The organism is Achromobacter insuavis, from assembly GCF_902859645.1.
Classification (GTDB): domain Bacteria; phylum Pseudomonadota; class Gammaproteobacteria; order Burkholderiales; family Burkholderiaceae_B; genus Achromobacter; species Achromobacter insuavis.
Window position 1 is genome coordinate 18,798 of record NZ_CADIJR010000024.1, and the last position, 22,260, is coordinate 41,057.

28 protein-coding genes are annotated in these 22,260 nt (G+C 71.6%); 18 read left to right on the forward strand and 10 right to left on the reverse strand.

What is annotated here, in order from left to right; all coding sequences use genetic code 11:
- The first annotated feature begins 57 nt into the window (after window positions 1-57).
- The 3 genes from H0523_RS14345 (at window position 58) to H0523_RS14355 (ending at window position 2,796) form a co-directional block, all read left to right on the forward strand.
- On the forward strand, window positions 58-1,020 hold the full coding sequence (locus H0523_RS14345; RefSeq protein ID WP_054428653.1) for a LysR substrate-binding domain-containing protein: 963 nt from the start codon (window positions 58-60) through the stop codon (window positions 1,018-1,020).
- A gap of 26 nt (window positions 1,021-1,046) precedes the next feature.
- On the forward strand, window positions 1,047-1,844 hold the full coding sequence (locus tag H0523_RS14350) for an AraC family transcriptional regulator (protein ID WP_054428654.1): 798 nt from the start codon (window positions 1,047-1,049) through the stop codon (window positions 1,842-1,844).
- A gap of 82 nt (window positions 1,845-1,926) precedes the next feature.
- Window positions 1,927-2,796 carry a DMT family transporter gene (locus H0523_RS14355; RefSeq protein ID WP_054428655.1) on the forward strand — a complete coding sequence of 290 codons (870 nt, stop codon included), beginning with the start codon at window positions 1,927-1,929 and terminating at the stop codon, window positions 2,794-2,796.
- Here H0523_RS14355 and H0523_RS14360 read toward each other — a convergent pair.
- The gene (locus H0523_RS14360) at window positions 2,793-3,263 is read right to left on the reverse strand and encodes a MarR family winged helix-turn-helix transcriptional regulator (protein WP_054429232.1); all 471 of its coding nucleotides are present in this window, start codon (window positions 3,261-3,263) and stop codon (window positions 2,793-2,795) included. The genes H0523_RS14355 and H0523_RS14360 overlap by 4 nt on opposite strands.
- A gap of 181 nt (window positions 3,264-3,444) precedes the next feature.
- On the opposite strand from H0523_RS14360, the gene H0523_RS14365 reads away from it, so the two are divergent.
- Window positions 3,445-4,845: an MATE family efflux transporter gene (locus H0523_RS14365; protein ID WP_054428656.1), complete on the forward strand. Its 1,401-nt coding sequence runs from the start codon at window positions 3,445-3,447 to the stop codon at window positions 4,843-4,845.
- A 48-nt stretch (window positions 4,846-4,893) separates the two neighbouring features.
- On the opposite strand, the gene H0523_RS14370 is transcribed toward H0523_RS14365, so the two are convergent.
- The gene (locus H0523_RS14370) at window positions 4,894-5,784 is read right to left on the reverse strand and encodes a LysR family transcriptional regulator (protein WP_054428657.1); all 891 of its coding nucleotides are present in this window, start codon (window positions 5,782-5,784) and stop codon (window positions 4,894-4,896) included.
- 123 nt (window positions 5,785-5,907) lie between these two features.
- On the opposite strand from H0523_RS14370, the gene H0523_RS14375 reads away from it, so the two are divergent.
- Window positions 5,908-6,318, forward strand: coding sequence for an SEL1-like repeat protein (locus tag H0523_RS14375; protein ID WP_054428658.1), 411 nt, complete (start codon window positions 5,908-5,910; stop codon window positions 6,316-6,318).
- Window positions 6,315-7,085, forward strand: coding sequence for a sulfite exporter TauE/SafE family protein (locus tag H0523_RS14380; protein ID WP_054428659.1), 771 nt, complete (start codon window positions 6,315-6,317; stop codon window positions 7,083-7,085). The genes H0523_RS14375 and H0523_RS14380 overlap by 4 nt, the downstream gene beginning before the upstream one ends.
- A gap of 14 nt (window positions 7,086-7,099) precedes the next feature.
- Here H0523_RS14380 and H0523_RS14385 read toward each other — a convergent pair whose 3' ends face one another.
- From H0523_RS14385 to H0523_RS14395, 3 genes are all read right to left on the reverse strand, one after another.
- Window positions 7,100-7,921, reverse strand: a complete 822-nt coding sequence (locus H0523_RS14385) for an SDR family NAD(P)-dependent oxidoreductase (RefSeq protein ID WP_054428660.1) — start codon at window positions 7,919-7,921, stop codon at window positions 7,100-7,102.
- 170 nt (window positions 7,922-8,091) lie between these two features.
- Entirely contained in the window at window positions 8,092-8,247 is a 156-nt protein-coding gene (locus H0523_RS14390; protein ID WP_180180081.1) for a hypothetical protein, read from the reverse strand.
- 144 nt (window positions 8,248-8,391) lie between these two features.
- Window positions 8,392-9,279, reverse strand: a complete 888-nt coding sequence (locus H0523_RS14395; RefSeq protein WP_054460423.1) for a LysR family transcriptional regulator — start codon at window positions 9,277-9,279, stop codon at window positions 8,392-8,394.
- 110 nt (window positions 9,280-9,389) lie between these two features.
- Between H0523_RS14395 and H0523_RS14400 the strand changes: the two genes are divergently transcribed.
- Both H0523_RS14400 and H0523_RS14405 read left to right on the forward strand, forming a co-directional pair.
- Window positions 9,390-10,292: an alpha/beta fold hydrolase gene (locus H0523_RS14400; protein ID WP_054428662.1), complete on the forward strand. Its 903-nt coding sequence runs from the start codon at window positions 9,390-9,392 to the stop codon at window positions 10,290-10,292.
- A gap of 117 nt (window positions 10,293-10,409) precedes the next feature.
- On the forward strand, window positions 10,410-10,742 hold the full coding sequence (locus tag H0523_RS14405) for a hypothetical protein (RefSeq protein ID WP_054428663.1): 333 nt from the start codon (window positions 10,410-10,412) through the stop codon (window positions 10,740-10,742).
- 34 nt (window positions 10,743-10,776) lie between these two features.
- Here the strand turns inward: H0523_RS14405 and H0523_RS14410 are convergent, their stop codons facing one another.
- The gene (locus tag H0523_RS14410) at window positions 10,777-11,313 is read right to left on the reverse strand and encodes a GNAT family N-acetyltransferase (protein WP_054428664.1); all 537 of its coding nucleotides are present in this window, start codon (window positions 11,311-11,313) and stop codon (window positions 10,777-10,779) included.
- Window positions 11,314-11,320: 7 nt separating this feature from the next.
- Complete coding sequence (locus H0523_RS14415) at window positions 11,321-11,893, reverse strand: helix-turn-helix domain-containing protein (RefSeq protein ID WP_054428665.1); 573 nt, start codon at window positions 11,891-11,893, stop codon at window positions 11,321-11,323.
- Between the two features lie 95 nt (window positions 11,894-11,988).
- On the opposite strand from H0523_RS14415, the gene H0523_RS14420 reads away from it, so the two are divergent.
- The 3 genes from H0523_RS14420 (at window position 11,989) to alkB (ending at window position 14,970) form a co-directional block, all read left to right on the forward strand.
- Complete coding sequence (locus tag H0523_RS14420; protein ID WP_156349956.1) at window positions 11,989-13,533, forward strand: phospholipase D family protein; 1,545 nt, start codon at window positions 11,989-11,991, stop codon at window positions 13,531-13,533.
- Window positions 13,534-13,613: 80 nt separating this feature from the next.
- On the forward strand, window positions 13,614-14,309 hold the full coding sequence (locus H0523_RS14425) for a 2OG-Fe(II) oxygenase (RefSeq protein WP_054428667.1): 696 nt from the start codon (window positions 13,614-13,616) through the stop codon (window positions 14,307-14,309).
- A 1-nt stretch (window position 14,310) separates the two neighbouring features.
- Window positions 14,311-14,970: a DNA oxidative demethylase AlkB gene (gene alkB / locus H0523_RS14430; RefSeq protein WP_054428668.1), complete on the forward strand. Its 660-nt coding sequence runs from the start codon at window positions 14,311-14,313 to the stop codon at window positions 14,968-14,970.
- A 27-nt stretch (window positions 14,971-14,997) separates the two neighbouring features.
- Here alkB and H0523_RS14435 read toward each other — a convergent pair whose 3' ends face one another.
- Window positions 14,998-15,540: a carboxymuconolactone decarboxylase family protein gene (locus H0523_RS14435; RefSeq protein ID WP_054428669.1), complete on the reverse strand. Its 543-nt coding sequence runs from the start codon at window positions 15,538-15,540 to the stop codon at window positions 14,998-15,000.
- Between the two features lie 137 nt (window positions 15,541-15,677).
- On the opposite strand from H0523_RS14435, the gene H0523_RS14440 reads away from it, so the two are divergent.
- The 4 genes from H0523_RS14440 to H0523_RS14455 all read left to right on the forward strand — a co-directional run bounded on the left by H0523_RS14440 (window position 15,678) and on the right by H0523_RS14455 (window position 18,525).
- The gene (locus H0523_RS14440) at window positions 15,678-16,535 is read left to right on the forward strand and encodes an AraC family transcriptional regulator (RefSeq protein WP_054428670.1); all 858 of its coding nucleotides are present in this window, start codon (window positions 15,678-15,680) and stop codon (window positions 16,533-16,535) included.
- Window positions 16,536-16,624: 89 nt separating this feature from the next.
- A complete protein-coding gene (locus tag H0523_RS14445; RefSeq protein ID WP_082380590.1) occupies window positions 16,625-17,611 on the forward strand; it encodes a formylglycine-generating enzyme family protein in 987 nt (328 codons plus the stop codon).
- Window positions 17,612-17,661: 50 nt separating this feature from the next.
- Window positions 17,662-18,048, forward strand: a complete 387-nt coding sequence (locus H0523_RS14450; protein ID WP_054428671.1) for a VOC family protein — start codon at window positions 17,662-17,664, stop codon at window positions 18,046-18,048.
- A gap of 111 nt (window positions 18,049-18,159) precedes the next feature.
- Window positions 18,160-18,525, forward strand: coding sequence for a cupin domain-containing protein (locus tag H0523_RS14455; RefSeq protein WP_054428672.1), 366 nt, complete (start codon window positions 18,160-18,162; stop codon window positions 18,523-18,525).
- Window positions 18,526-18,532: 7 nt separating this feature from the next.
- Here H0523_RS14455 and H0523_RS14460 read toward each other — a convergent pair whose 3' ends face one another.
- Entirely contained in the window at window positions 18,533-19,051 is a 519-nt protein-coding gene (locus tag H0523_RS14460; protein WP_054428673.1) for an MgtC/SapB family protein, read from the reverse strand.
- A gap of 127 nt (window positions 19,052-19,178) precedes the next feature.
- On the opposite strand from H0523_RS14460, the gene H0523_RS14465 reads away from it, so the two are divergent.
- Window positions 19,179-19,955 (forward strand): short-chain dehydrogenase/reductase, encoded by a 777-nt coding sequence (locus H0523_RS14465; protein ID WP_054428674.1) that lies wholly within the window; start codon window positions 19,179-19,181, stop codon window positions 19,953-19,955.
- Between the two features lie 10 nt (window positions 19,956-19,965).
- Here H0523_RS14465 and H0523_RS14470 read toward each other — a convergent pair whose 3' ends face one another.
- Complete coding sequence (locus tag H0523_RS14470) at window positions 19,966-20,655, reverse strand: HAD family hydrolase (protein ID WP_054428675.1); 690 nt, start codon at window positions 20,653-20,655, stop codon at window positions 19,966-19,968.
- Between the two features lie 171 nt (window positions 20,656-20,826).
- On the opposite strand from H0523_RS14470, the gene H0523_RS14475 reads away from it, so the two are divergent.
- Both H0523_RS14475 and H0523_RS14480 read left to right on the forward strand, forming a co-directional pair.
- On the forward strand, window positions 20,827-21,534 hold the full coding sequence (locus tag H0523_RS14475) for a DNA-3-methyladenine glycosylase family protein (protein ID WP_231689735.1): 708 nt from the start codon (window positions 20,827-20,829) through the stop codon (window positions 21,532-21,534).
- The gene (locus H0523_RS14480) at window positions 21,531-22,214 is read left to right on the forward strand and encodes a 2OG-Fe(II) oxygenase (protein WP_082404341.1); all 684 of its coding nucleotides are present in this window, start codon (window positions 21,531-21,533) and stop codon (window positions 22,212-22,214) included. The genes H0523_RS14475 and H0523_RS14480 overlap by 4 nt, the downstream gene beginning before the upstream one ends.
- Window positions 22,215-22,260 lie beyond the last annotated feature (46 nt).

Here is a 22,260-nt window from a genome sequence, read left to right on the forward strand (position 1 = left end):
ATAAGGTGTTCATTCAGATTTAATATTGTCACATCACTTTTATCTTATGCCTTGTCTATGACACCGTTTTCCCCGGATGAGGTGCTCCGGAAACTGACCTCGCGGCTGAAGATGCGGCACCTGATGCTGCTGCTGCAGATCGAGCAGCACGGCTCGCTGACGCGGGTGGCCGAACACATGGCCACCAGCCAGCCCGCCGTGACCAACGCGCTGGCCGAACTGGAAAGCATGTTCGACGTGCCGCTGTTCGAACGCTCGGTGCGCGGCATGACCCCCACCCCCCTGGGCGCGGTGGTGCTGGCGCGGGCCCGGGCGCTGGTGCACGACCTGGGCCATCTGGTGCAGGAAATGGAGGCCGTGGCCGCCGGCCAGGCCGCCCACCTGCACATCGGGGTGATTCCGTTCGTCTCGGGGCAGATGCTGTCGGCCGCCATCGCCCGCACCATGCCGCAGGGGCGCGGCATCACCGCCACCATCCACGAGGGCCAGGGCCCCGCGCTGCTGCGCCAGCTGCGCGACCACACGCTGGACGTAGTGGTGGGCTGGGCCACGCCGTCGGTGGACCTGGGCCAGATCGACTTCGAGGTGCTGTACCACCAGCCGCCGCGCCTGATCGCCAGCCGCCGCCTGGCGGCGCGCCTGGGCCGCGCCCGGCTGGAATGGAACATGCTGGCCGATCTGGACTGGATCCTGGGCACGCCGGACAGCCCGATCCGCGAACAGGTGGCCGACATCTTCCTGCGCGCCGGCCTGGCGCCGCCCACGCCCTCGGTGCAGAGCGATTCGTCCAAGCTGATCGGCGAAATGATCGTCGCCAGCGACCGCGCCGTGTCCATCCTGCCGGCCGACATCGCCGACGAGCTGGTGCGCATCGCCGGCGCGGCGATCGTGCCGTATTCTTTCGACTGGACCTTGCCGCCGATCTCGCTATTCACCCGCGCCGACGGCCTGCGCCGCAACGTCGACGCCCTGTTCGCGGCGGCGCTGCGCGAGGTCTTCAGCCGCGGCGGGCGGACCTGATCCCGCCGCCAACCCGGAGCCCTGCCATGCCCGCCAGCCAGTTCGTCATGTCGCGCAGCGCCCTTGCCGGCGTGCAGGCCGTGGCCGCGCGCAGCGGGCGGGCCTTCGCGCGGCATACGCACGACCAGTACGGCATCGGCGTGATCCGCCACGGGGCGCAGGTGTCGCACAGCGGCCGCGGCCAGGTCGAGGCCGGCCCGGGCCACGTCATCACGGTCAATCCCGGCGAGGTGCATGACGGCGCGCCGATCGGCGGCGAACGCGCCTGGCAGATGTTGTACCTGGATCCCGCGGTGGTGGCGGGCGCGGCCGACGCGCTGCCGGCCGCCCGCGGTTTTGAATTCGAACATCCGGCGATGGACGCCCCGGCGCTGGCGGCGGACCTGCTGGCGCTGTACGCGCTGGCCGTGACGGGCGGCGACGCGCTGGCGCGCGACGTGCTGCTGGCGCGGGTGCTGGCGCGCGCCGGCGGCCTGGCGCGAAACGCGCCGGCCGATGACGGCGCGCCCGCCGCCATCCGTCATGCCCTCGGCCTGATCGACGACGCCCCGGCCGCCGCGCTGTCGCTGGCCGACCTGGCCCAGGCCTGCGGCCTGAGCCGCTTCCAGGTGCTGCGCGGTTTCAGCCGCGCCACCGGCATGACGCCCCACGCCTACCAGGTGCAGCGCCGGCTGCTGCTGGCGCGCCGCCTGCTGCGCCAGGGCATGGCGCTGGCCGACGCGGCGGCCAGCGCCGGCTTTGCCGACCAGAGCCACATGACCCGGCTGTTCACGCGCGCCTACGGCGTCTCGCCCGGGCGCTACGCGCTGGCCGCCGCCGGCTGAATCGGCGCCGCGCAATTTCGTTCAAGACCGCGGCCCCCGTCCGCGCCTACGCTGCGGCCTTCTCCGTCATGGCCGCATCCTCATGAACCGTACCCTGCAAGGCTATTGCTGCCTGGCCGCCGCGATGGCGCTGGTCGGCAGCACCGTCGTCGCCAGCAAGATCATCGCCGCCGGCCTGCCGCCGTTCAGCGCCACCGCGCTGCGCTTCGCCCTGGCGCTGCCCTGCTTCGCCGTGCTGTGGAAGCTGACTGGCGCGCGCCTGCCGCGCCTGGCCTGGCGCGACTGGCTGCTGCTGGCGGCGCAGGCCATCGCCGGCAGCGTCGGCTACACCACGCTGCTGATCGCCGGCCTGCAGCGCACGTCGGCGGTGGACGGCGGCGTGATCCTGGGCACGCTGCCGCTGGTGTCGGCCGGCATCGCCATCGCCCTGCTGGGCGAGCGGCCCGGCAAGGCCACGCTGCTGGCCATCGCGGTGGCGGCGGGGGGCGTCTGGCTGATGACGCGAAGCGGCGTGGCGCAGGATGGCGGCACGCTGCCGGGCAACGCGCTGGTGCTGGGCGCGGTGCTGTGCGAGGGCTTGTTCATCCTGCTGCACAAGCGGCTGCGGGCGCCGGTGCCGCCGCTGGCGCTGTCGACGCTGATGGTCGCCATCGGCCTGGCGGTGTGCCTGCCGGCGGCTCTCGCCGAAGCGCCCTGGACGCGGCCGGTGCCGGTGGACGCGCTGCTGGCCGTGGCCTATTACGCGCTGGCGCCGACCGTGGGCGGCTTCGTGCTGTGGTACGCCGGCGCCGAACGCGTCAGCGGCTCGGACGCCGCGCTGTTCACCGCGATCGCGCCGGTCTCGGCCGTGTTGCTGGCCGCGCTGCTGCTGGGCGAGGCGCTGTCGGTCAGCCAGTTGACCGGCATGGCCTGCGTGCTGGGCGCGGTGCTGGTGCTGGCCCGCGCGCGCTAGCCGCGGCTGAACGCCAGCGCGAACTCCTCGGAGAAGATGTCCGCCAGCGAGGTCCGCAACGCCGCGGCCCGCTCGGCGCCGTAGGCGGCCTCGAAGCGGCGCTGCGCGTCCTTCCACAGGCGCTTGGATTCGGCCAGCTTGTCGCGGCCGGCGTCGGTCAGCGCCACGCGGCGGCTGCGGCCGTCGCGCTCGTCGCGGGCCATGTGGACGTAGCCATCGCGCTCAAGCGGCTTGAGGTTGTGCGCCAGCGCGGAACGGTCCAGCACCATGGCGCGCGCCAGGTCGGTCATGGACGGCGAGCCGGCGCGGGCGATGTGCACCAGGATCGAGTGCTGCGACACTTTCAGGCCGCAGGGCGCGAGCACCGTGTCGTACAGCTGCGAGACGCGCCGGGTCGCCTTGCGCAGCGCGGCGCCGTTGCAGACCAGCGGGTCCTGGGGAATGGCGGAGGAATCGGCGTCGGACATGATGGCTTCGGACGGCAAGGGGAGAAAGGTACGCCAGGGCGGCGCGCGCCGGCGCGGCCAGGAAAGGGGCCGCTGGCAAGCCCATAACGCTACTGCCGCGCCGGGTTCGAGTCTAGCGCAATCTTGACAGATATTGGCATATGCACGTAAATTTTGCGAACTCCCCCTCCGGCCGTCCGCCATGTCCGCCTCTTCCGCGCCCCGCCCCGCCAATGCCCGCCTGCAGGCCATGCTGCACGCGCCGATCGCCCCGACGCTGGCCAGGCTGGCGTGGCCCAACATCCTGATGATGCTGGCGCAGTCCGCCACCGGCCTGATCGAGACCTGGTTCCTGGCGCGGCTGGGCACGCCGGTGCTGGCGGGCGTGGCGCTGGTGGTGCCGGTGCTGATGCTGATGCAGAACATGTCGCAGGGCGCCATGGGCGGCGGCATCTCCGCCGCGGTGGCGCGCACGCTGGGCGCCGGACGGCAGCAGGAGGCCGACCGGCTGGTGCTGCACGCGGTGGTGCTGAACGCCGCGCTGGGCCTGCTGTTCTGCGTGCTGCTGCTGGCCTTCGGGCCGCTGCTGTACCGCGCCCTGGGCGCCGAAGGCGCCGCGCTGGAGGCGGCGCTGGCCTATTCCAACGTCATCTTCGGCGGCATCGTGCTGATGTGGCTGATGAACGCGTTCGCCAGCGTCATCCGCGGCACCGGCAACATGCTGGTGCCGGGCGCGGTGATCTGCGGCGGCGCGCTGCTGCTGGTGCCGCTGTCGCCGTGCCTGATCTTCGGCTGGGGCCCGTTCCCGGCGCTGGGCGTGGCCGGCGGCGGCTGGGCGCTGGTCACCTACTACGCCGTCGGCACGCTGGTGCTGGGCGGCTATTGCCTGAGCGGCCACAACGCCGCGCGCCTGACCCGCTGCCGCCTGCACCTGAGCCTGATGCGCAACATCCTCAGCGTCGGCGCGCTGGCCACGCTCAATCCGCTGCTCACCAACGGCCTGGTGGCGCTGACGGCGGCGCTGGTGGGCGCCTATGCCGGCACCGCCGCGGTGGCCGGCTACGGCATCGCGGTGCGGCTGGAATACCTGATGATGCCGCTGGCGTTCGGCCTGGGCGCGCCGATGGTCGCGATGGTCGGCTCCAACATCGGCGCCGGCCAGCCGGAACGCGCCCTGCGCGTGGCGCTCACGGGCGGCGCGATGGCGTTCACGCTGGCCGAGGCGCTCGGCCTGGCGGCGGCGCTGTTTCCCGAAGCGTGGCTGCGCCTGTTCGGCGCCGAGGACCACATGCTCGAAGCCGGCAGCGCCTATCTGCGCATCGTCGGGCCGGTGTACGGCTTCTTCGCGCTCGGGTTCTCGATGTACTTCGCCTCGCAGGGCGCGGGCCGCCTGAAATGGCCGCTGTGGGCCGGCTTCCTGCGCCTGGCTGTGGGCGCGGGCATCGGCGGCGTGGCGCTGCACCTGACCGGATCGCTGACGCTGTTCTTCCTGATCGCCGCGGCCGCCATGTGCCTGTATGGCCTGATCATCCTGACCGCCGTGGCGTCGGGCTCATGGTTCGAACGGGGGCACCTGCGCAAGCCCGGACTGGCGCAACGCTGAGGACGCGCGGGGGGCTGGTTCACGCCAACACGCGCCACGCGCTGGCCGCTAGGTCTTGGGCGCATCGCGCAGCGCGTAGGCCACCAGCTGCTGCGCATAGGCCGGCAGCTCGCCGCGCACGCACAGCACCAGGTCGCGCACGGCCCAGTCGTCGACCAGCGCAACCCGCCGCACACCGGCCGCGCGGCCGTAGCGCACCGCCGCCACCTTCGGCATGATGGCGATGCCCACGCCCTGCCCCACCATGCGGCAGACGGCGTCGAAGCTGCGCAGCCGCACGCGGTACGACAGCGCCTTGCCGCCGCGGCGCGCATGGTGCGCGATGTGCTCCTGCAATGCGCTGCCTTCCACCAGCCCCACGAATTCCTCGTCCGCCACGTCGGCCAGCAGCGCCGTCTCGCGCCCCGCCAGCCGATGGCCTGGCGGCAGCACCAGCGCCAGCGGGTCATGGCGAAAGCGCAGCACCCGCAGGCCGCGCAGATCCGTGGAATCGGCCAGCACGCCGATGTCGCAGGTGCCGGCGCGCAGGGCGTCGGCGATTTCGTAGCTGAGGCGTTCTTCCAGGTCGACCGAGACGCGCGGGTGGTCCTTGAGGAAGGCGCCCAGCACCTGCGGCAGGTACTCGCTGAGCGCGGTGGTGTTGCACAGCACCCGCACGTGGCCCTTGAGCCCCTGGCCGTAGTGGTCCAGCTCGCCGCGCATGCGGTCCATCTGCGCCAGCACCAGGCGCGCGTGATGCGCCAGCGTGCGGCCGGCGGGCGTGGCCTGCACGCCGCGATGCTCGCGCAGCAGCAGCGGCACGCCCAGCGTCTCTTCCATGCCGCGGATGCGTTCGCTGGCGGACGCCAGCGTCATGTGCGAGCGACGGGCGCCCGCCGTGATGGAGCCGGTTTCCTGCACATTGAGGAAGAGCCGCAGATCGGTCAGGTCGAAGCGCATGCGAAAAGCGTAGCACGCCAGGCTCAGGCTGTTCCATAGGCAGACTCAGCGAGATCCCGATATGGGTTCATCGCCCGCCGCGCGCAGAATCGGGCTGTCGATCATCCATCACGGGGAATTTCCATGAACCACTCCCTCACGCGGCGCATGGCCGTGGCCTGGCCGGCCGCGCTGCTGATCGCGCTGGCGCTGCACTCCTCAGGCCGCGCCGAAGCCAGCAACGGCCTGTCGGCCTACGCCACCCCGGTGCAGAAATACGCCCTGGCGCTGGAGGCCCAGACCCAGGGCGACTATCCCGCCATGCTGACGTGGCTGCGGGCCGCGGCGCGCGAAGGCCATGCGCCGGCCCAGCGCATGCTCGGCATCGCCCTGATCGGCGGCCCCGCGCTGTATGGCGCCAGCCAGCCCGCCGACCTGTGCGAAGGCCGTCAGTGGCTGCTGCGCGCCGCCAGCCAGGGCGGCGCCGACGACGTCGCCTATGCCCTGTTCGGCCGGCCGCGCGACCCGCTCACCGCGCATTGCGAGGCCGCATGAACCTGCACGAATTGTCCGGCATCGCCACGCCGGCGCTGCTGATGGCGACCGCCGCCGTGTTCGTTCTGGCCGGCGTGGTCAAGGGCGTGGTGGGGCTGGGCCTGCCGACCATCTCCATGGCCATGCTGGCGCTGGTGATGGCGCCGGCCCAGGCCGCCGCGCTGCTGATCGTGCCGTCGCTCATCACCAATCTCTGGCAGGCGCGGCCGTGGCCGACGCTGATGCGGGTGCTGCGCCGCATCGGCGCGATGCAGCTCGGCGTGTGCGCGGGCACGATCGGCGGCGCGCTTTGGCTGGGCGCGCCGGCCGGCCACTGGGCCAGCGTCTGCCTGGGCGTCGCCCTGGTGGCCTACGCGGCCTGGGGATTGTTCGGCAAGCCGCCCGCGGTCCCGGCGCGCCACGAGGGCGCGCTGGGCGCGGCGGTCGGCGTGGTCACCGGCCTCATCACCGCCGCCACCGGCGTCTTCGTGATTCCCGCCGTGCCATATCTGCAGGCGCTGAACCTGGGCAAGGATGGGCTGATCCAGGCCATGGGGATTTCGTTCACGGTCTCGACCGTCGCGCTGGCGGCGGGCCTGTGGCTGACCGGCAGCTACAGCCCGGACGCGGCCGGCGCCTCGGTGCTGATGCTGCTGCCGGCGCTGGCCGGCATGGCGCTGGGACAATGGCTGCGCGACCGGCTGTCGCCGCGCGCCTTCAAGCAGTGCTTCATGGTGAGCCTGGCGCTGCTGGGCGCCTACCAGGTGGCGCAGGGCCTGGCCGGGTAGGCGCCGCCTGGCGCTCAAGCCGCCATGCGCCGTTCGTCGACGAAACCGATCGACACGGACATCTCGCGCCAGCGCGCCAGCTCCTGCTGCACCGACTGGATCTTGCCGCGCGCCTGGTCGAAGGCGTCGCGGCCCAGGAACAGATGCAGCGGCGCGTACTGCCCGTCGGCCGCCTGGATCAGCGCGCGCGCCGCCTTGGCCGGATCGCCGGCGGCCGGATATCCCGCCGCCACGGCCTGTCCCGCTTCGGGATGGCCGCCGCGCTCGTCAGCGCCCGCCCGCATCGCGCCCGGGTAGACCAGCGACACCCGCACGCCGTGCGGCGCGGCTTCCAGCGCCAGCGCCTCGGTCAGGCCGCTGACCGCGAACTTGGCGGCGCTGTAGGCGCCCCAGCCGGCGCGGCCGCCATCGAAACCGAGGATCGACGAGATATTGAATACGTGCCCCGCGCGCTGGGCGCGCAGGCGCGGCATCACCGCGCGCACCACGTTCAGCACGCCGAACACGTTGACATCGAAGCTGCCGCGCAAGGCGTCGTCGGACAGCGTTTCCAGCGGCCCGGACAGGCCGTGGCCGGCGTGGTTGACCACCACGTCGATGCGGCCGAACGCGGCAATGGCGGTGTCGACCGCGCGGCGCACGTTGCCTTCATCGGCCAGATCCACTTCCAGCGGCAGGAAGCGGCCTTCGAGCTTGGCGCCCACGGCCTCCATCAACACATCCACATCGTCGGCCGTGGCCGCGACGTGGCACCCCTGATCGAGCAGCATCCTGACCAGCGCCAGACCCAGGCCGCCCGCGGCGCCTGTGACAAACCAGATTTTTTCGGTGCTCATGCGATCTCCCTCTGCTTGCAGCCGCCGGCAACACGCCGGCGACCCGCCGTCGTCCATGGATTCACGCGGAAACCATCGACCCCGGGCGTGAGAGGGATATTAAGAATCGCGTGGTGCAGCGTACAGGCTCGTTCTTGCGTGAAACCTGCCTATTTCTACAGCCTTGCGCCTCAGCCCAGCGCGCTGCGGTAGTGCTCGCTGTCGAAGCGCGGCGAGGTGTCGGCGGCCGGCGCCTCGGCCGGGGTGGCGGCCACGGGCGCGGCGGCGGCGTCGACGCCGAAGAGGGAGAGTTCAGCGGTGACCAATGCAAGCAGGAAATTTGCCATGATGATTCCTTTGATTCAGATGCCTGGACCGGCGGCGGCTGCGCCGGTCTTATAGAAGACATGGGCACCATCGTGCGGGACGCGGCGCCACGCGTCCATTTGGTTTCCTCAATCAGGGCGATTGAAACAACGCAAGCCCGCGGTTCAGCGCGCGAACCGGCGCCGCTGCCCGGTCTCGCGCACGGCCGCGACCAGGGCCCGCACCGCCGGCTCGGCCGAGCGCGCAAAGGCGTAGAAGCGCGCGTTGGGCAGCGCCGGCATGCCGTCCTCGCGCGACAGCGCGCGCAGGCCCTGGCGCAACTGGCTGCGCGCCACCGGGGCCACCGCGAAGCCGGCCTGCGCCGCCGCCAGGCAGCCCGCCATGCTGGCGCTTTCGAACGCCGGCAGCCAGGCGCGCCGCGCCTTGCCCAGCGCCGCGATCGCGGCCTCGCGGTAGACGCAGGGATCGGGAAACACCGCCAGCGGCACGCGCTCGCCCGGCTTCCACGGCTTGTCCTCGCCCCAGGCCCACACCAGTTCCTCTTCCCACAGCAGTTCGCCGTCATCGTGCACGCGCGCGCAGCGCTTGCCGAACACCACGTCGAGCTTGCCGCGTTCCTGCTGGCGCAGCAGGTCGGCCGTGACGCCCACCTTCAATTCGATCGACGCGCCGGGATGGGCGCGATGGAACGCCTGCAGCACCTCGGCCAGCCAGGCGCCGGCGAAGTCTTCCGAGGAGCCGATGCGCAACCGTCCCTTCAGGCCGGCGCCGCGCAGGCGGGCGCGGGCCTCGCGTTCCAGGTCGACGATATTGCGCGCGTAGGCGTAGAGCGTCTCGCCCGCCGCGGTCAGCTCGAAGCTGCGGGTGGTGCGCTCCAGCAGCACGGCGCCGGCCGCCGACTCCAGGCGCTTGATGTGGCCGCTGACCGCCGACGGCGTCAGCGCCAGCGCATCGGCCGCCAGCGCGAAGCCGCCATGGTCCACGACCTCCAGGAAGGTGCGCAGCAGGGTCAGGTCCAGCACCGCGCCGGCCGGCGCCGCGGGGGTGTCCATGGGCGATTCCTCAATGCGTGATTCATTGATAATAACTTCATATTATTCACCAATCGTGATTGTCGGCGCCGCTATCGTGGCCTTTCCCGATACCGCAAGGACACACGACCATGACCGCCTACGCCACCCTCCGCACGCCCCGGCTGGAGATCGCCTACCTCGAATGGAATCCCGGCGGCGAGCGCGTCGCCGTGCTGCTGCACGGCTGGCCCGACAGCCCCGAATGCTGGCGCCCGGTGGCGCAGCGCCTGGCGGCGGAGGGCTACCGCGTGCTGTGCCCGGCGCTGCGCGGCTTCGGCCCGACCCGCTTCCTGGACGCGGCGACGCCGCGCAGCGGCGAGCTGGCGGCGCTGGGCCGCGATCTGCTGGATTTCATCGCCGCGCTCGGGCTGCGCCGGCCGCTGCTGGTCGGCCACGACTGGGGCGCGCGCGCCGCCGCCAACGCCTGCGGCCTGCAACCCGGCGTGGCCTCGCACCTGGCGCTGCTGTCGGTCGGCTACGGCACCAACGACCCGGCGCAGGCCCTGCCGCTGCCGCAGGCGCGCAACTACTGGTACCACTGGTTCATGGCCACGCCGCGCGGCGCGGCGGCCGTGCGCGAAGAGGCCCGCGCCTTCACGCGCTATCTGTGGGACACCTGGTCACCGTCCGGCTGGTACCGCCCGGACGAATTCGACGAGGCCGCGCGCGCCTTCGACAACCCCGACTGGCCCGCGGTGGTGCTGCACTCGTACCGCCAGCGCTGGGGCTTCGAGGCCGGCGACCCGGCCTACGCCGAGGACAGCGCGCGGCTCGTGCCCGCGCCGACACTGGCGCTGCCCACGCTGGTGCTGCACGGTGGCGCGGACACCTGCAACCTGCCGGCGACGTCCGAGGGCCGCGAGCACTATTTCACCGGCGGCTATGAACGGCGGGTGCTGGACGGCGTCGGCCACTTTCCGCAGCGCGAAGCGCCGCAGGCGGTGGCCGCGGCGCTGCTGAAATTCCACGCGGACGGGCCCGCCGCGCGCTGACGGGCCGGCGCGGCGCCCGGCAGGAAAACGGGGAATGGCGGATAATCGCGGTATTTCCCGCCGCCCTCGCGGCGGCTTCTTGCGGGCGTTCGCGCCCGGCAGCATTCGGAGTCAGCTATGTATCGCGGCATTGAGGCGATCGAACACTTCATGGTATCCATCGGCCTGACCTGGCAGCCCGGCCGCACCCAGAGCGCCGAACTGCGCGCCAGCTACCGCATCGGCAACACCCGGCCGCTGGGCATCGACTGCACCCTGGTGGAATTCCACTGTGACGCCAAGCGCCCCAAGGTCTGGGTGCCCGAGTTCTCGCGCACCAGTTTCCACCAATGGTTCGAAGTGCCGTTCCAGGAATTCGAATTCACGCCCGGCGGCTCGATGCTGAAGATCAAGGCCGCCGCGCGCGGCAACGCCCCGCCCTACAGCGTGGGCCTGAAGCCGCTCGCCTGAGCGGCCCTGCCCGCCCGGCGCCCGCCGGGCCTGGCTACAACGGCTTGTACATGATGGTCGTGCCGTCCAGCCGGTTCGGATCGCGCGCATCCCGGGCGAATCCCGGAATCACCCCCACCGTGCGGTAACCCAGCGAGGTATACAGCGGCTCGGCGTTGTCGCCGGTGCGCGTATCCAGCGTGATCAGGCTGCGGCCGGCGGCCACGGCCGCGGCCTCCGCCGCCTGCATCAGTTCGCGGGCGATGCCGCGACGGCGGAAGTCCGGGTGCACCAGCAGCTTGCGGATCTCGGCGCGATGCGGCTGGTTGGGCGGCGTATCGCAGTCCAGCTGCACCGCGCCGGCCACCCGCCCTTCGCGCATCGCCACCCACAGCACCAGGCCGCCGCTTTCCAGCGGCGGCAGCACCTTGTCGAGCCAGAATGCGCGCGCCGCCTCGGGGCCGAAGGGCAGCACGAAGCTGACGCTGGCGCCGTCCTGCACGCAGGCATGCAACAGTTCGCCCAGGCCGGGCAGCAGGGCGTGGGCCTCATCGGCGGTAACGGCGGTCAATGCAGGGGTTTCGATGGACATGGCGGACTCAGACGATGAACAACAGGTAACGGGCGCCGCTGTGCGGCGGGGTATCGAACGCGCTGGCGCCATAGAGCTGATAGCGCAGGCAGTCGCCCGGCCCGAGCGCATGGGCCTGGCCGTCGACGCGGATGGAGAGCTCGCCTTCGAGCATCACCAGGTGGTGTTCCAGCCCGGCGCGCGGCGACTGTTCGTATTCGATATGGGCGCCGGCCGGCAATTCGCAGGCCAGCACTTCGCCGGCCAGCTTCTGCGACGGCGGCGACACCGAGCGGCGGCGAAAGCCCGTGGCGCCATCGACCCACACGGCCTGCGCCGCGCCCGGCACCAGCGGCGCGAAGTCGTCTTCGACCATGCGCATCAGGCGCGACATGGTCATGCCATAGGCGCCGCAGAGCTTGCCGAGCACGCTGGCGGTGGGGCTGACCTCGGCGTTTTCCAGGCGCGACAGCGTGGCGCGGCTGATGCCGGCGCGCGATGCTAGTTCGTCCAGCGGCCAGCCGCGCTCGGTGCGCAAGGCCTTCAGGCGGCCGGCCAGGCGTTGGTCCAGGTCGATATCGGGAGCGGATGCATTTTCCATATAAGAGAATTTATCTCAAATATGGAAAATCATCAATCACCCCGGGCGTTCCCGCCCCCCGACGCTGCCGCCGGCAATTCGGCACAATACGGCGTATGCACACAGCCCGATTCGTTTCCATGACCGTCCTCTGCCTGGGCATCCTGACGGGCTGCAGCCTGCCGCCCCTGGAATCGCGTAATGCCTCGCAGGCGCTGGCGCCCGACGTCGCCCGCGACACGGCGCTGGGCCGCGCCATCGCGCCGCTGGCGGCGCGGCACCCGGGCAAATCCGGCATCCACCCGCTGGCCGACGCCCACGACGCCTTCGCCGCGCGCATGATGCTGGTGCGGGCCGCCCAGCGCAGCCTGGACGTGCAGTACTACATCTGGCACGACGACATGACCGGCACCATGCTGCTGGAGGCGCTGCACGCGGCGGCCGACCGCGGCGTGCGCGTGCGGCTGCTGCTGGACGACAACGGCACCGCCGGGCTGGACACGGTGCTGGCGGCGCTGGACGCGCATCCGAACATCGAGGTGCGCCTGTACAACCCATTCGTGGTGCGCTGGCCCAAGTCCATCGGCTACCTGACCGACTTCCGCCGCCTGAACCGGCGCATGCACAACAAGTCGCTCACCGCCGACAACCAGGCCACCATCGTCGGCGGCCGCAACATCGGCGACGAATACTTCGGCGCCACCAACGGCGTGCTGTTCACCGACCTGGACGTGCTGGCCGTGGGCGCCGTGGTGCCGGACGTCTCGGCCGACTTCGACCGCTACTGGGCCAGCGAGTCGGCCTATCCGGTGGCCGCGCTGCTCAAGCCCGCCGGCCCCGATGCGCTGGCCGCGCTGGAACGCAAGGCCAGCGCCGTCGAGCAGTCGCCCGAGGCCGCCGCCTATGCCGAGGCGATGCGCGCGCTGCCGTTCATCCAGCAACTGCTGCGCGGGGAACTGGCGCTGGAGTGGGCCGATACCCGCATGGTCAGCGACGATCCGCGCAAGACGCTGGGCACCGCGCCGCCCGAGGCCATGCTGCCGCACCAGCTGCACGACATCGTCGGCGCGCCGACGACCGACCTGGAGCTGGTCTCGCCCTATTTCGTGCCCACCGCCAGCGGCACCGAGGCCTTTGCGCGCTTGGCGCAAGGCGGGATCAAGGTGCGGGTGCTGACCAATGCCCTGGAGGCCACCGACGTGGCCGTGGTGCATTCGGGCTACGCCTCGCGCCGCCGCGACCTGCTGGCCGCCGGCGTGGAGCTGTTCGAGATGAAGCGCCAGGCGGGCGAGGTCGAGCGCAACAAGAGCCTGGGGCCGTTCGGCAGCTCCGGCTCCAGCCTGCACGCCAAGACCTTCGCGGTGGACGGGCGCAGCGTGTTCGTCGGCTCGTTCAATTTCGACCCGCGCTCGGCGCGGCTGAACACCGAGCTGGGCTTCGTGATCGACAGCCCGACCCTGGCGCGCCACATCGCCGACGCCTTCGAGCACGACATCCCGCGCAGCGCCTATCGCGTCTGCCTGGACGACAAGGGCCGGCTCTACTGGCTGGAACAGCGCGACGGCCGCACGATCCGCCACGACACCGAACCGGGCACCACCGCCTGGCAGCGCTTTTCGGTGTGGTTCGTGTCGTTGCTGCCGATCGAATCGCTGTTGTAGGCGGCGGCAACTTACGGAGTTCGGCGCCGGCCCGATGGCGCTAGACTGGAAACTATCGCCTTTTTCCGCGCATCGCCCCCATGAGCAAGCTGGACACCCTGGACTGGACCCGCATCGCCGCCGACCTGGACGCGCGTGGCCACGCCGTGGCCGCCGGCCTGCTGACGCCGGCGCAATGCCAGGCGCTGGCCGCCGGCTACGACGACGAGCACCGCTACCGCAGCCGCATCGTCATGAGCCGCCATGGGTTCGGCCGCGGCGAATACAAGTATTTCGCCTATCCGCTGCCGCGCCTGCTGCACAACCTGCGCACCGCGCTGTATCCGCGCCTGGCGCCGATCGCCAACCGCTGGAACCGGCAGATGGGCATCGCGGTGGAGTACCCGGATGCGCACGCCGACTTCCTGGCGCGCTGCCACCAGGCCGGCCAGCGCCGGCCGACGCCGCTGATCCTGCGCTACGGGCCGGGCGACTACAACTGCCTGCACCAGGACCTGTATGGCGAACACGTATTCCCGCTGCAGGTGGCGGTGCTGCTGTCGCGGCCGGACCAGGACTTCAGCGGCGGCGAGTTCGTCATGACCGAGACCGACAGCGCGGGCCAACGCGCCGAAGTGCTGCCGCTGCGCCAGGGCGACGCGCTGGTCTTCACCGTCAACCAGCGCCCGGTCGCCGGCGCGCGCGGCTGGCGCCGCGTGGCCATGCGCCACGGCGTCAGCGCGCTGCGCGACGGCCAGCGCCACACGCTCGGCGTGATCTTCCACGACGCGACCTGACATGGGAACCAGCCTGAACCTGTTTGACGACGAGGAAACCGCGCAGACCGGCCGCGAGCGCATCGGCGCGCAGTCGGTGGTGCTGCGCGGCTATGCGCTGCCGGCGGCGCGGGCGCTGCTGGCCGGCGTCGACGCGGTGCGCCGGGAAGCGCCCTTTCGCCACATGGTCACGCCCGGCGGCCTGCCCATGTCGGTGGCGCTGACCAATTGCGGCGACTTCGGCTGGACCAGCGACGAACGCGGCTACCGCTACACCCGCGAGGACCCGCGCACGGGGCTGCCATGGCCGGCGATGCCGGAGGCCTTCGACACGCTGGCGCGCGAGGCCGCGCGGGCGGCGGACTTTCCCGGCTTCGCGCCGGACGCCTGCCTGGTCAACCGCTACCAGCCCGGCGCGCGCCTGTCGCTGCACCAGGACAAGGACGAGCGCGACTACGACGCGCCCATCGTCTCGGTGTCGCTGGGCATGCCGGCGGTGTTCCTGTTTGGCGGCCACGAGCGCGGCGACAAGGCCGTGCACGTGCCGCTGTTCCATGGCGACGTGGTGGTCTGGGGCGGCGTCGACCGCCTGCGCTATCACGGCGTGCTGCCGCTGAAAGACCGCCCCCACCCCACGCTGGGCAGCGTGCGGATCAACTTCACCATCCGCAAGGCGGGCTGAGGCCGCCCGCGCCGCCGCGGCCGCCGCTCAGGCGGCGCGCAACGCCACCTTGGGAAAGTCCACCGGCACGTCGAAGGCGACGTTGATGTAGTTGGTGAACAGGTTCAGTGCCACGTGCGCCAGCAGCTCCACGATCTGGCCGTCGTCGAAACCGGCCTGGCGCAAGGCGGCCACATCGGCATCGCCCACCTGGCCGCGATCGCGCACCAGCTTGAGCGCGAACGCCAGCGCCGCGGCGGTGCGCGGGTCATTGGCGCGGCCGGCCTGGGCCGCGGCCATTTCCTCGGCGCTCGCGCCGGCCTTGCGGCCCAGCGCGGTATGCGCCGCCAGGCAGTATTCGCAGCGGTTGCTGTCGGCCACGGCCACGGCGATCTTCTCGCCCAGTTGCGCGGACAGCGTGCCGCCGCCCAGGGCGCCGAACGCGGCCCACATGCTGGCCAGCGCCGCGGGCGAATTGGCGACCGCGCGGAACATGTTGGGCGTGGCGCCGAACGCGCCGTGGATATGGCGCAGCAGGTCCTGGCTGGCGGCCGGGGCGGAGGCGGAATCGAGCAGGGGAACGCGGGACATGATGGTTTCCTTTGAATGAAGGGAAGTGGGCGGGACACCGGCACAGAGGGCCGACGCCTGGCACCCAGTATTCCCCTTCCCGCAGTACCATTGGATACTCAACGTCCATCAAACATATCCAATCGTCCAAGCCCGTCATGACGCCTCCCGTCGACCGCCTGTCTTCCCTGCTGGAGCAGTTCCGCGCCCGCGCCCGGCTGTTCCATAGCGGCGCCATGTGCGGCCTGACCCGGTTCGCGCCGGAAACCGGCCGGGGCTTCCTGCACGTGCTGCGGCGCGGCCGCATGGAGGTGCGCCATCCGCCGGGCGGCGGCCTGCCGCGGCGGCTGGCGCTGGCCGAGCCGACGCTGCTGTTCTATCCACGGCCGGCGCGGCACGACTTCCACAATCCGCCGCGGGACGGTTCGGACTTCACCTGCGCCACGCTCGATTTCGACGGCGGCGCGCGCAATCCCCTGGTGCGCGCGCTGCCGCCGTTGATCGCCCTGCCGCTGGCGCGGGTCGAGGGGCTGGAACAATCCCTGGCGCTGCTGTTCGCCGAGACCGAATCGGTGCGCTGCGGCCAGCGCCTGCTGGCCGACAAGCTGTTCGAGGTGGTGTTGATCCAGCTGTTGCGCTGGCTCATCGACCATCCCGAACAGGCCGGCATCCAGGCCGGGCTGATGGCCGGCCTGGCCGACCCGCGGCTGGCGCGCGCGCTGGTCGCCATGCACCAGGCGCCCGGCGCGTCCTGGAGCCTGGCCGCGCTGGCCGCCGAGGCCGGCATGTCGCGCAGCGCGTTCGCCGCCGCGTTCCACGAAACGGTCGGCCAGCCGCCGGCCGACTACCTGGCGGACTGGCGCCTGGCGCTGGCCCAGGCGCGGCTGCGCGAAGGGCGGCCGGTCAAATCGATCGCGGCCGAGCTGGGCTACGCCAACGCCTCGGCGCTGTCGCGCGCCTTCAGCCGCAAGCTGGGCGCCTCGCCGCGCGCCTGGCGGGAACAACCGGACGATTGAGGCCGCCCGCCATGCGGGTTCCCCAGAACTGGCGGCGGCCGCGCGGCGGCCCTACTATCGGGCACCCTCGCGCCCTTCCCAGGAATTCCATGCGCCTTGCCTTCGCCCTGCTGTCTACGCTGGCCAGCCTGTCCGTCGCGGCCGCCGAACCGCCGACACCGATCGAGAATTCGCTTGGCATGGTGTTGGTGCCGTTGCCGGCGGGCGCCTTCCAGATGGGCAGCGACGAGACGCCCGAAGCGCTGGCGCGCGACTATCCGCAATACCCGAAGGAACGCTTTGCGCAGCTGTTCGACGAAGCGCCGGTGCATACGGTGCGCATCACCCGGCCCTTTCTGATGGCGCGCACGGAAGTCACCGTGGGCCAGTTCCGGCGCTTCATCGAGGCCTCGGGCTACGTGCCGGAATCGGAAGCCGACGGCACCGGCGGCTACGGCTACAACGCCGCCTACGACCCCGAGGCCAGCGAGCGCGGCGACGCCTTCGAGGGGCGTGATCGCCGCTATTCGTGGCGCAACCCCGGCTTCGCCCAGACCGACGCGCATCCGGTGGTCAACGTCAGCTGGAACGACGCCACCGCGATGGCGCGCTGGCTCAGCCGCGAGGAAGGCCGCGTCTACCGCCTGCCCACCGAGGCCGAATGGGAATACGCGGCCCGCGCCGGCGGCCGCGGCCGTTACCAGAACGGCGACGATCCGGCCGCGTTGCCGGACGTGGCCAACACGTTCGACGCCGACGCCGCGCCCCTGTGGCCAAAGTGGCAGGCGTTCGCCGCCGCGCGCCGCGACGGCCATGCCTTCACCGCGCCGGTGGCCAGCTACGCGCCGAACGCGTTCGGGCTGTACGACATGCACGGCAACGCCTGGGAATGGGTGTCCGACTGGTATGGCGAGGACTACTACGCGCATTCGCCCCAGGATGACCCGCAAGGCCCCGCCAGCGGCAACGTCAAAGTGCGGCGCGGCGGCTCCTGGCACACCTGGGCGCTGTACGTGCGCTCGGCCTACCGCAACTGGAATACGGTGGAAACGCGCTATCCGCTGGTCGGATTCCGGCTGCTGCGCGAAGTGGATTAACGTAGACCGGTTAGCATAGCCGCAAGCAAAACTTTCAAAAGAGTCTCGACATGCATTCGCTGGGCCGCCTCGTCCTGCTCGTCAACGATTACGACACCGCCATCGCCTTCTACCAGGACAAGCTGGGCATGGAGGTGTTCGTCGACATGGCCGTGGGGCAGCAACGCTATGTGCACCTGCGCCTGCACGAGCAGCCTTCGGTGGGCGTCTGGCTGCTGCAGGCCCAGACCCAGGCCCAGCGCGACCGCGTCGGCGACCAGACCGGCGGCCAGCCGGTGGGCGTGTTCTACACCGACGACGTCGCCCGCGACCATGCCCGTTTCGCCGGGCGCGGCGTGCGCTTCACCAAGGAACCGGTGGACGACGGCAACGCCGTGTACGCGCACTTCATCGACCTGTACGGCAACGAGTTCGTGCTGGTGCAGAGCAAGCCGTAGTCCGCCCGCCCCGTGGCCCGCGACGCAACCGCGCGCCGCACAAACGTACAAGACGGCCGGCTGGCGCGCGCCTAAGCTGGGGGTTTCCCATCGCCCCCCAAAGGAGCCCCCATGTCCGCCACCGCCATCAACCTGGCCCGCAAGCTCTCGCTGATCCAGGAGCCCTGGCAGCCCAAGGTCATCGCCGAGATGAACGACTACCAGTTCAAGCTGGTCAAGCTGCACGGCGAATTCGTCTGGCACGCCCATGCCGACACCGATGAGACCTTCATCGTGCTGGAAGGCCGGCTGCGCATCGAGCTGCGCGACGGCCACATCGACCTGGGCCCCGGCGAGATGGCCGTGATTCCCAAGGGCGTCGAGCACAAGCCCTGTGCCGAACACGAGGTGCACGCCATGCTGATCGAGCCGCGCGGCGTGCGCAATACCGGCGACCAGGGCGGCGAGCGCAGCGCGCCCAACGACGTCTGGATCTGAAGCCGGTTCAGGAACGGTCGGGCCCGATCAGCCGCTTCTCGCTCCTGGCGGCGATGCGCGCCTCGACCCGCCGCAGCACCGCCAGCACGAACAACGCCATCGCCGTGCTGGCGACGGCGGTGGCCTCGCGGCCCATGCCGGCGGCCACGCCGATGGCGGCGGTCATCCAGATGCTGGCGGAGGTCGTCAGGCCGCGGATCTCGCGTTCGTCGCTGAGCTTGATGATGGCGCCGGCGCCGAGAAAGCCGATGCCAGCGATGACGCCCTGCAGCACCCGGCTGAGGTCGCCGACCTCCATGCCGTTCTGCAGCGGCACCAGCACGAAGATGGCCGCGCCCAGCGCCACCAGCATGTGGGTGCGCAGCCCGGCGGCCTTGCCGCTGCGTTCGCGCTCGTAGCCGAGCAGGCCGCCCAGGACCACTGCCATGCCCAGCCGCAGCACGATGCGGGTGGCCTCGCCGACATCGGGGATGTCGGCGAATTCGCTGCGCAAGGTGCTCCAGACTTCCAGCCAGATTTCCGCCATCGCCGTCTCCCGCGTGCAGGGTGTGCGCGTCCAGCATAGCAGGCCGGCGCTGGCGCGGCGCCGGCCATCTGGTTTACAACGTCATCCTGGTCCGCGCTACGACGGACGCGATCGCGAGGAGCTTGGGATGGATCTGCAGCTGGAGGGCAAACGCGTACTGATCACGGGCGCGTCCAAGGGAATCGGCCTGGCCTGTGCCATGGCGTTCGCGCGGGAAGGCGCCGAGCCGATCCTGGCGGCGCGCGACGACGCGGCGCTGCAGGCCGCCGCCGCCGCGATCGCCGCGCAGACCGGCCGGCAGGCCCGCACGCTGGCGGTCGACCTGGCGCAGCCGGGCGCGGCGGCGCGCGTGGTCGAACACACCGGCGCCATCGACATCCTCGTCAACAACGCCGGCGCGGTGCCGGGCGGCGCGCTGGACCAGGTGCAGGACGAACGCTGGCGCGCCGGCTGGGACCTGAAGGTGCATGGCTACATCGACCTGGCGCGCCACTATTACCCGTTGATGCGGACCGCCGGCAACGGCGTCATCGCCAACATCATCGGCATGGCCGGCGCGGCGCCGCGCGCCGACTACATCTGCGGCGCGGCCGCCAACGCCTCCCTGATCGCGTTCACGCGCGCCCTGGGCGGCGACGGGCCGCGCCATGGCGTGCGCGTGTTCGGCGTGAATCCGTCGCGCACCCGCACCGACCGCGTGCTGACATTGGCCAAGCAGCGCGCGCAGGCCCGCTGGGGCGATGAATCGCGCTGGCAGGAAACCCTGCACGACCTGCCCTTCGGCCGCCTGATGGAAGCCGGCGAGGTGGCCGACATGGTGGTGTTCGGCGCCTCGCCGCGCGCCGGCTACCTGAGCGGCACGGTGATCGACCTGGACGGCGGCGAGCAGTACGCCGGCCGCTGACCCGTCGGCGTCAGCGCGCCGCGGCCCAGCCGGCCAGCAGCGCCGGCAACTGCGCCATGTCGGTGAAGACGTGGGCCACGCCGACGTCGCGCAGCGCCTCGGGACCGCTGTGGCCGTTGTCGCTGGGGCTGTAGCCGAACACCGTGGCGCCCGCCGCCACGCCGGCGGTGGCGCCGGTGACGGTGTCCTCGACCACGGCGCAGCGGCGCGGGTCCACGCCCAGCGCGCTGGCGGCGGCCAGATAAACATCGGGATAGGGCTTGCTGCGCGGCATTTCGTGGCCGCTGAAGACGCGTTCGCTGAAGCAGTCGGCGATGCCGACCTTGGCCAGCTGCAGCTCGACCTTGCGGCGGTCGGCGCCCGAGGCCACCGCGATGCGGCCGTCCAGCGTCCGGTGCAGGGCGCGCACCGCGTCGGGCGCGCCGGGGATTTCCAGCAGTTCCAGGTCGAGCGCGGCATTGCGGCGCTCGCGGAATTGCGCGAACCAGTCGGGCGACAGCGCCACGCCGGTGCGCGCCTGGATCAGCGGCAGTTCGTCGCGCACCGCCTTGCCGGTGAAGATGCGGGTGGCTTCTTCGAAGGTGATCGCCCAGCCCAGTTCGTTGAGCATCTCGGTCAGGACGCGGGCGGTGATCGGCTCGGAATCGACCAGGACGCCGTCACAGTCGAACAGCACGGCGTCAAAGGGAAAATCAGTCATTGCAGGCAGCGGGAAAGGGGTCCATGAAGCCCACAAGCATACTGCACGGCCCATCCCCGCCCCGGTCACGGGCGCGCGCCGCGGCCGCAAGCAACGGAGTGCCCGCGGCCGCGCGAGCCGTTATGCTGTCCTTCGCCGGCGCCCCGCCCTGTCCACCGCTTCCCGCCCTCCATGACGCCACCCGATACCGCCCCGACCGCCGCCCGGCGCCGGCCCCGCAAGGCCGCTGCGCCGGCAACCCCGCCGACGCCGGCCCTGTTCGAGCGCGCCGCCCGCCACCTGGCCGCGCTGGACGCCGACTGGGCCCGCCACGTCCAGGCCATCGGCCCCTGCCTGCACGCCTCGCGCCCGGCGCGCGAGCCCTACGAAGCGCTGGTGCGCGCCATCGCCTACCAGCAGCTGCATGCGCGCGCCGGCGACGCCATCCTCGGCCGCCTGCTGGCGCTGTATCCCGGCCAGTCCTTTCCGCGGCCGCGCACGCTGCTGGATACCGATCCCGAGCTCCAGCGCGCCTGCGGCTTTTCGGCGTCCAAGCTGGCCACCATCCGCGGCATCGCGCAGGCGGCGCTGGACGGCGTGATCCCCGAACGCGAGGAAGCGCTGGCGATGAGCGACGAGGCCCTGATCGAACGCCTGGTGGCGCTGCGCGGCGTGGGTCGCTGGACCGTGGAAATGCTGCTGATCTACACGCTCGAACGCATGGACATCCTGCCGGTGGACGACTATGGCGTGCGCGAGGGCTACCGCCGCCTGAAGCGCCTGGACAAGGCGCCGTCGCCGGCCCAGATGCGGGCCATCGGCGCAGCCTTCAGCCCGTACCGCACGATCGCCGCGTGGTACCTGTGGCGCCTGCCCGCCGCGCCGGCGACAACGCCATGAACGCCGCCGGCCATCCGCTGGACCGCTACGACTGGACCCGGATCCTCGGCCAGCTGGACGCCGAAGGCTGGGCGCCGCTGCCCGCGCTGTTCGACCCGCCGCAGGCGCGCGAACTGGCACGGGCTTTCGACGACCCGGCCGCCGTGCGCATCGCCAGCGAACGCGATGAACGCCGCGCGCTGCGCCTGCCCGCGCCGCCGCTGCTGCGCGACCTGCCGCGCGCCCTGCATGCGCGGCTGCTGCCGCTGGCGCAGTCCTGGGCGCAGCGGCTGGGCCGCGATATCCGCGATCCGCCGGACCCGGATGCCGGGCGGGCCGCGCCGGACATCGACCCGGCCGCCCTCACCCGCCTGCGCCAGGACGGCTTTGAAGCGCTGCGACACGCGCACGACGACACGGCGTTCCCCATCCTGCTGGTGGCGCTGCTGTCCGATCCCGCCCACGACTTCAGCGGCGGCGAATTCGTCATGACCGAGCAACGCCCGCGCCAGCAGTCCCGCCCCCTGGTACTGCCGCTGGGCCTGGGCGACGCCGCCCTGATCGCCTGCGCCCACCGCCCCATCCACGGCGCGCGCGATGACTACCGCGCCACCCTGCGCCACGCCGTCAGCCGGGTGCGCGACGGCGAACGGCGTGGCCTGGAACTGCCCCTGGACGATCCCCGGTCCGTCCCCGGATAACGCATCGCCTGGCGGATCGACCTGTTTTTTCCAGATTGCATTTTGC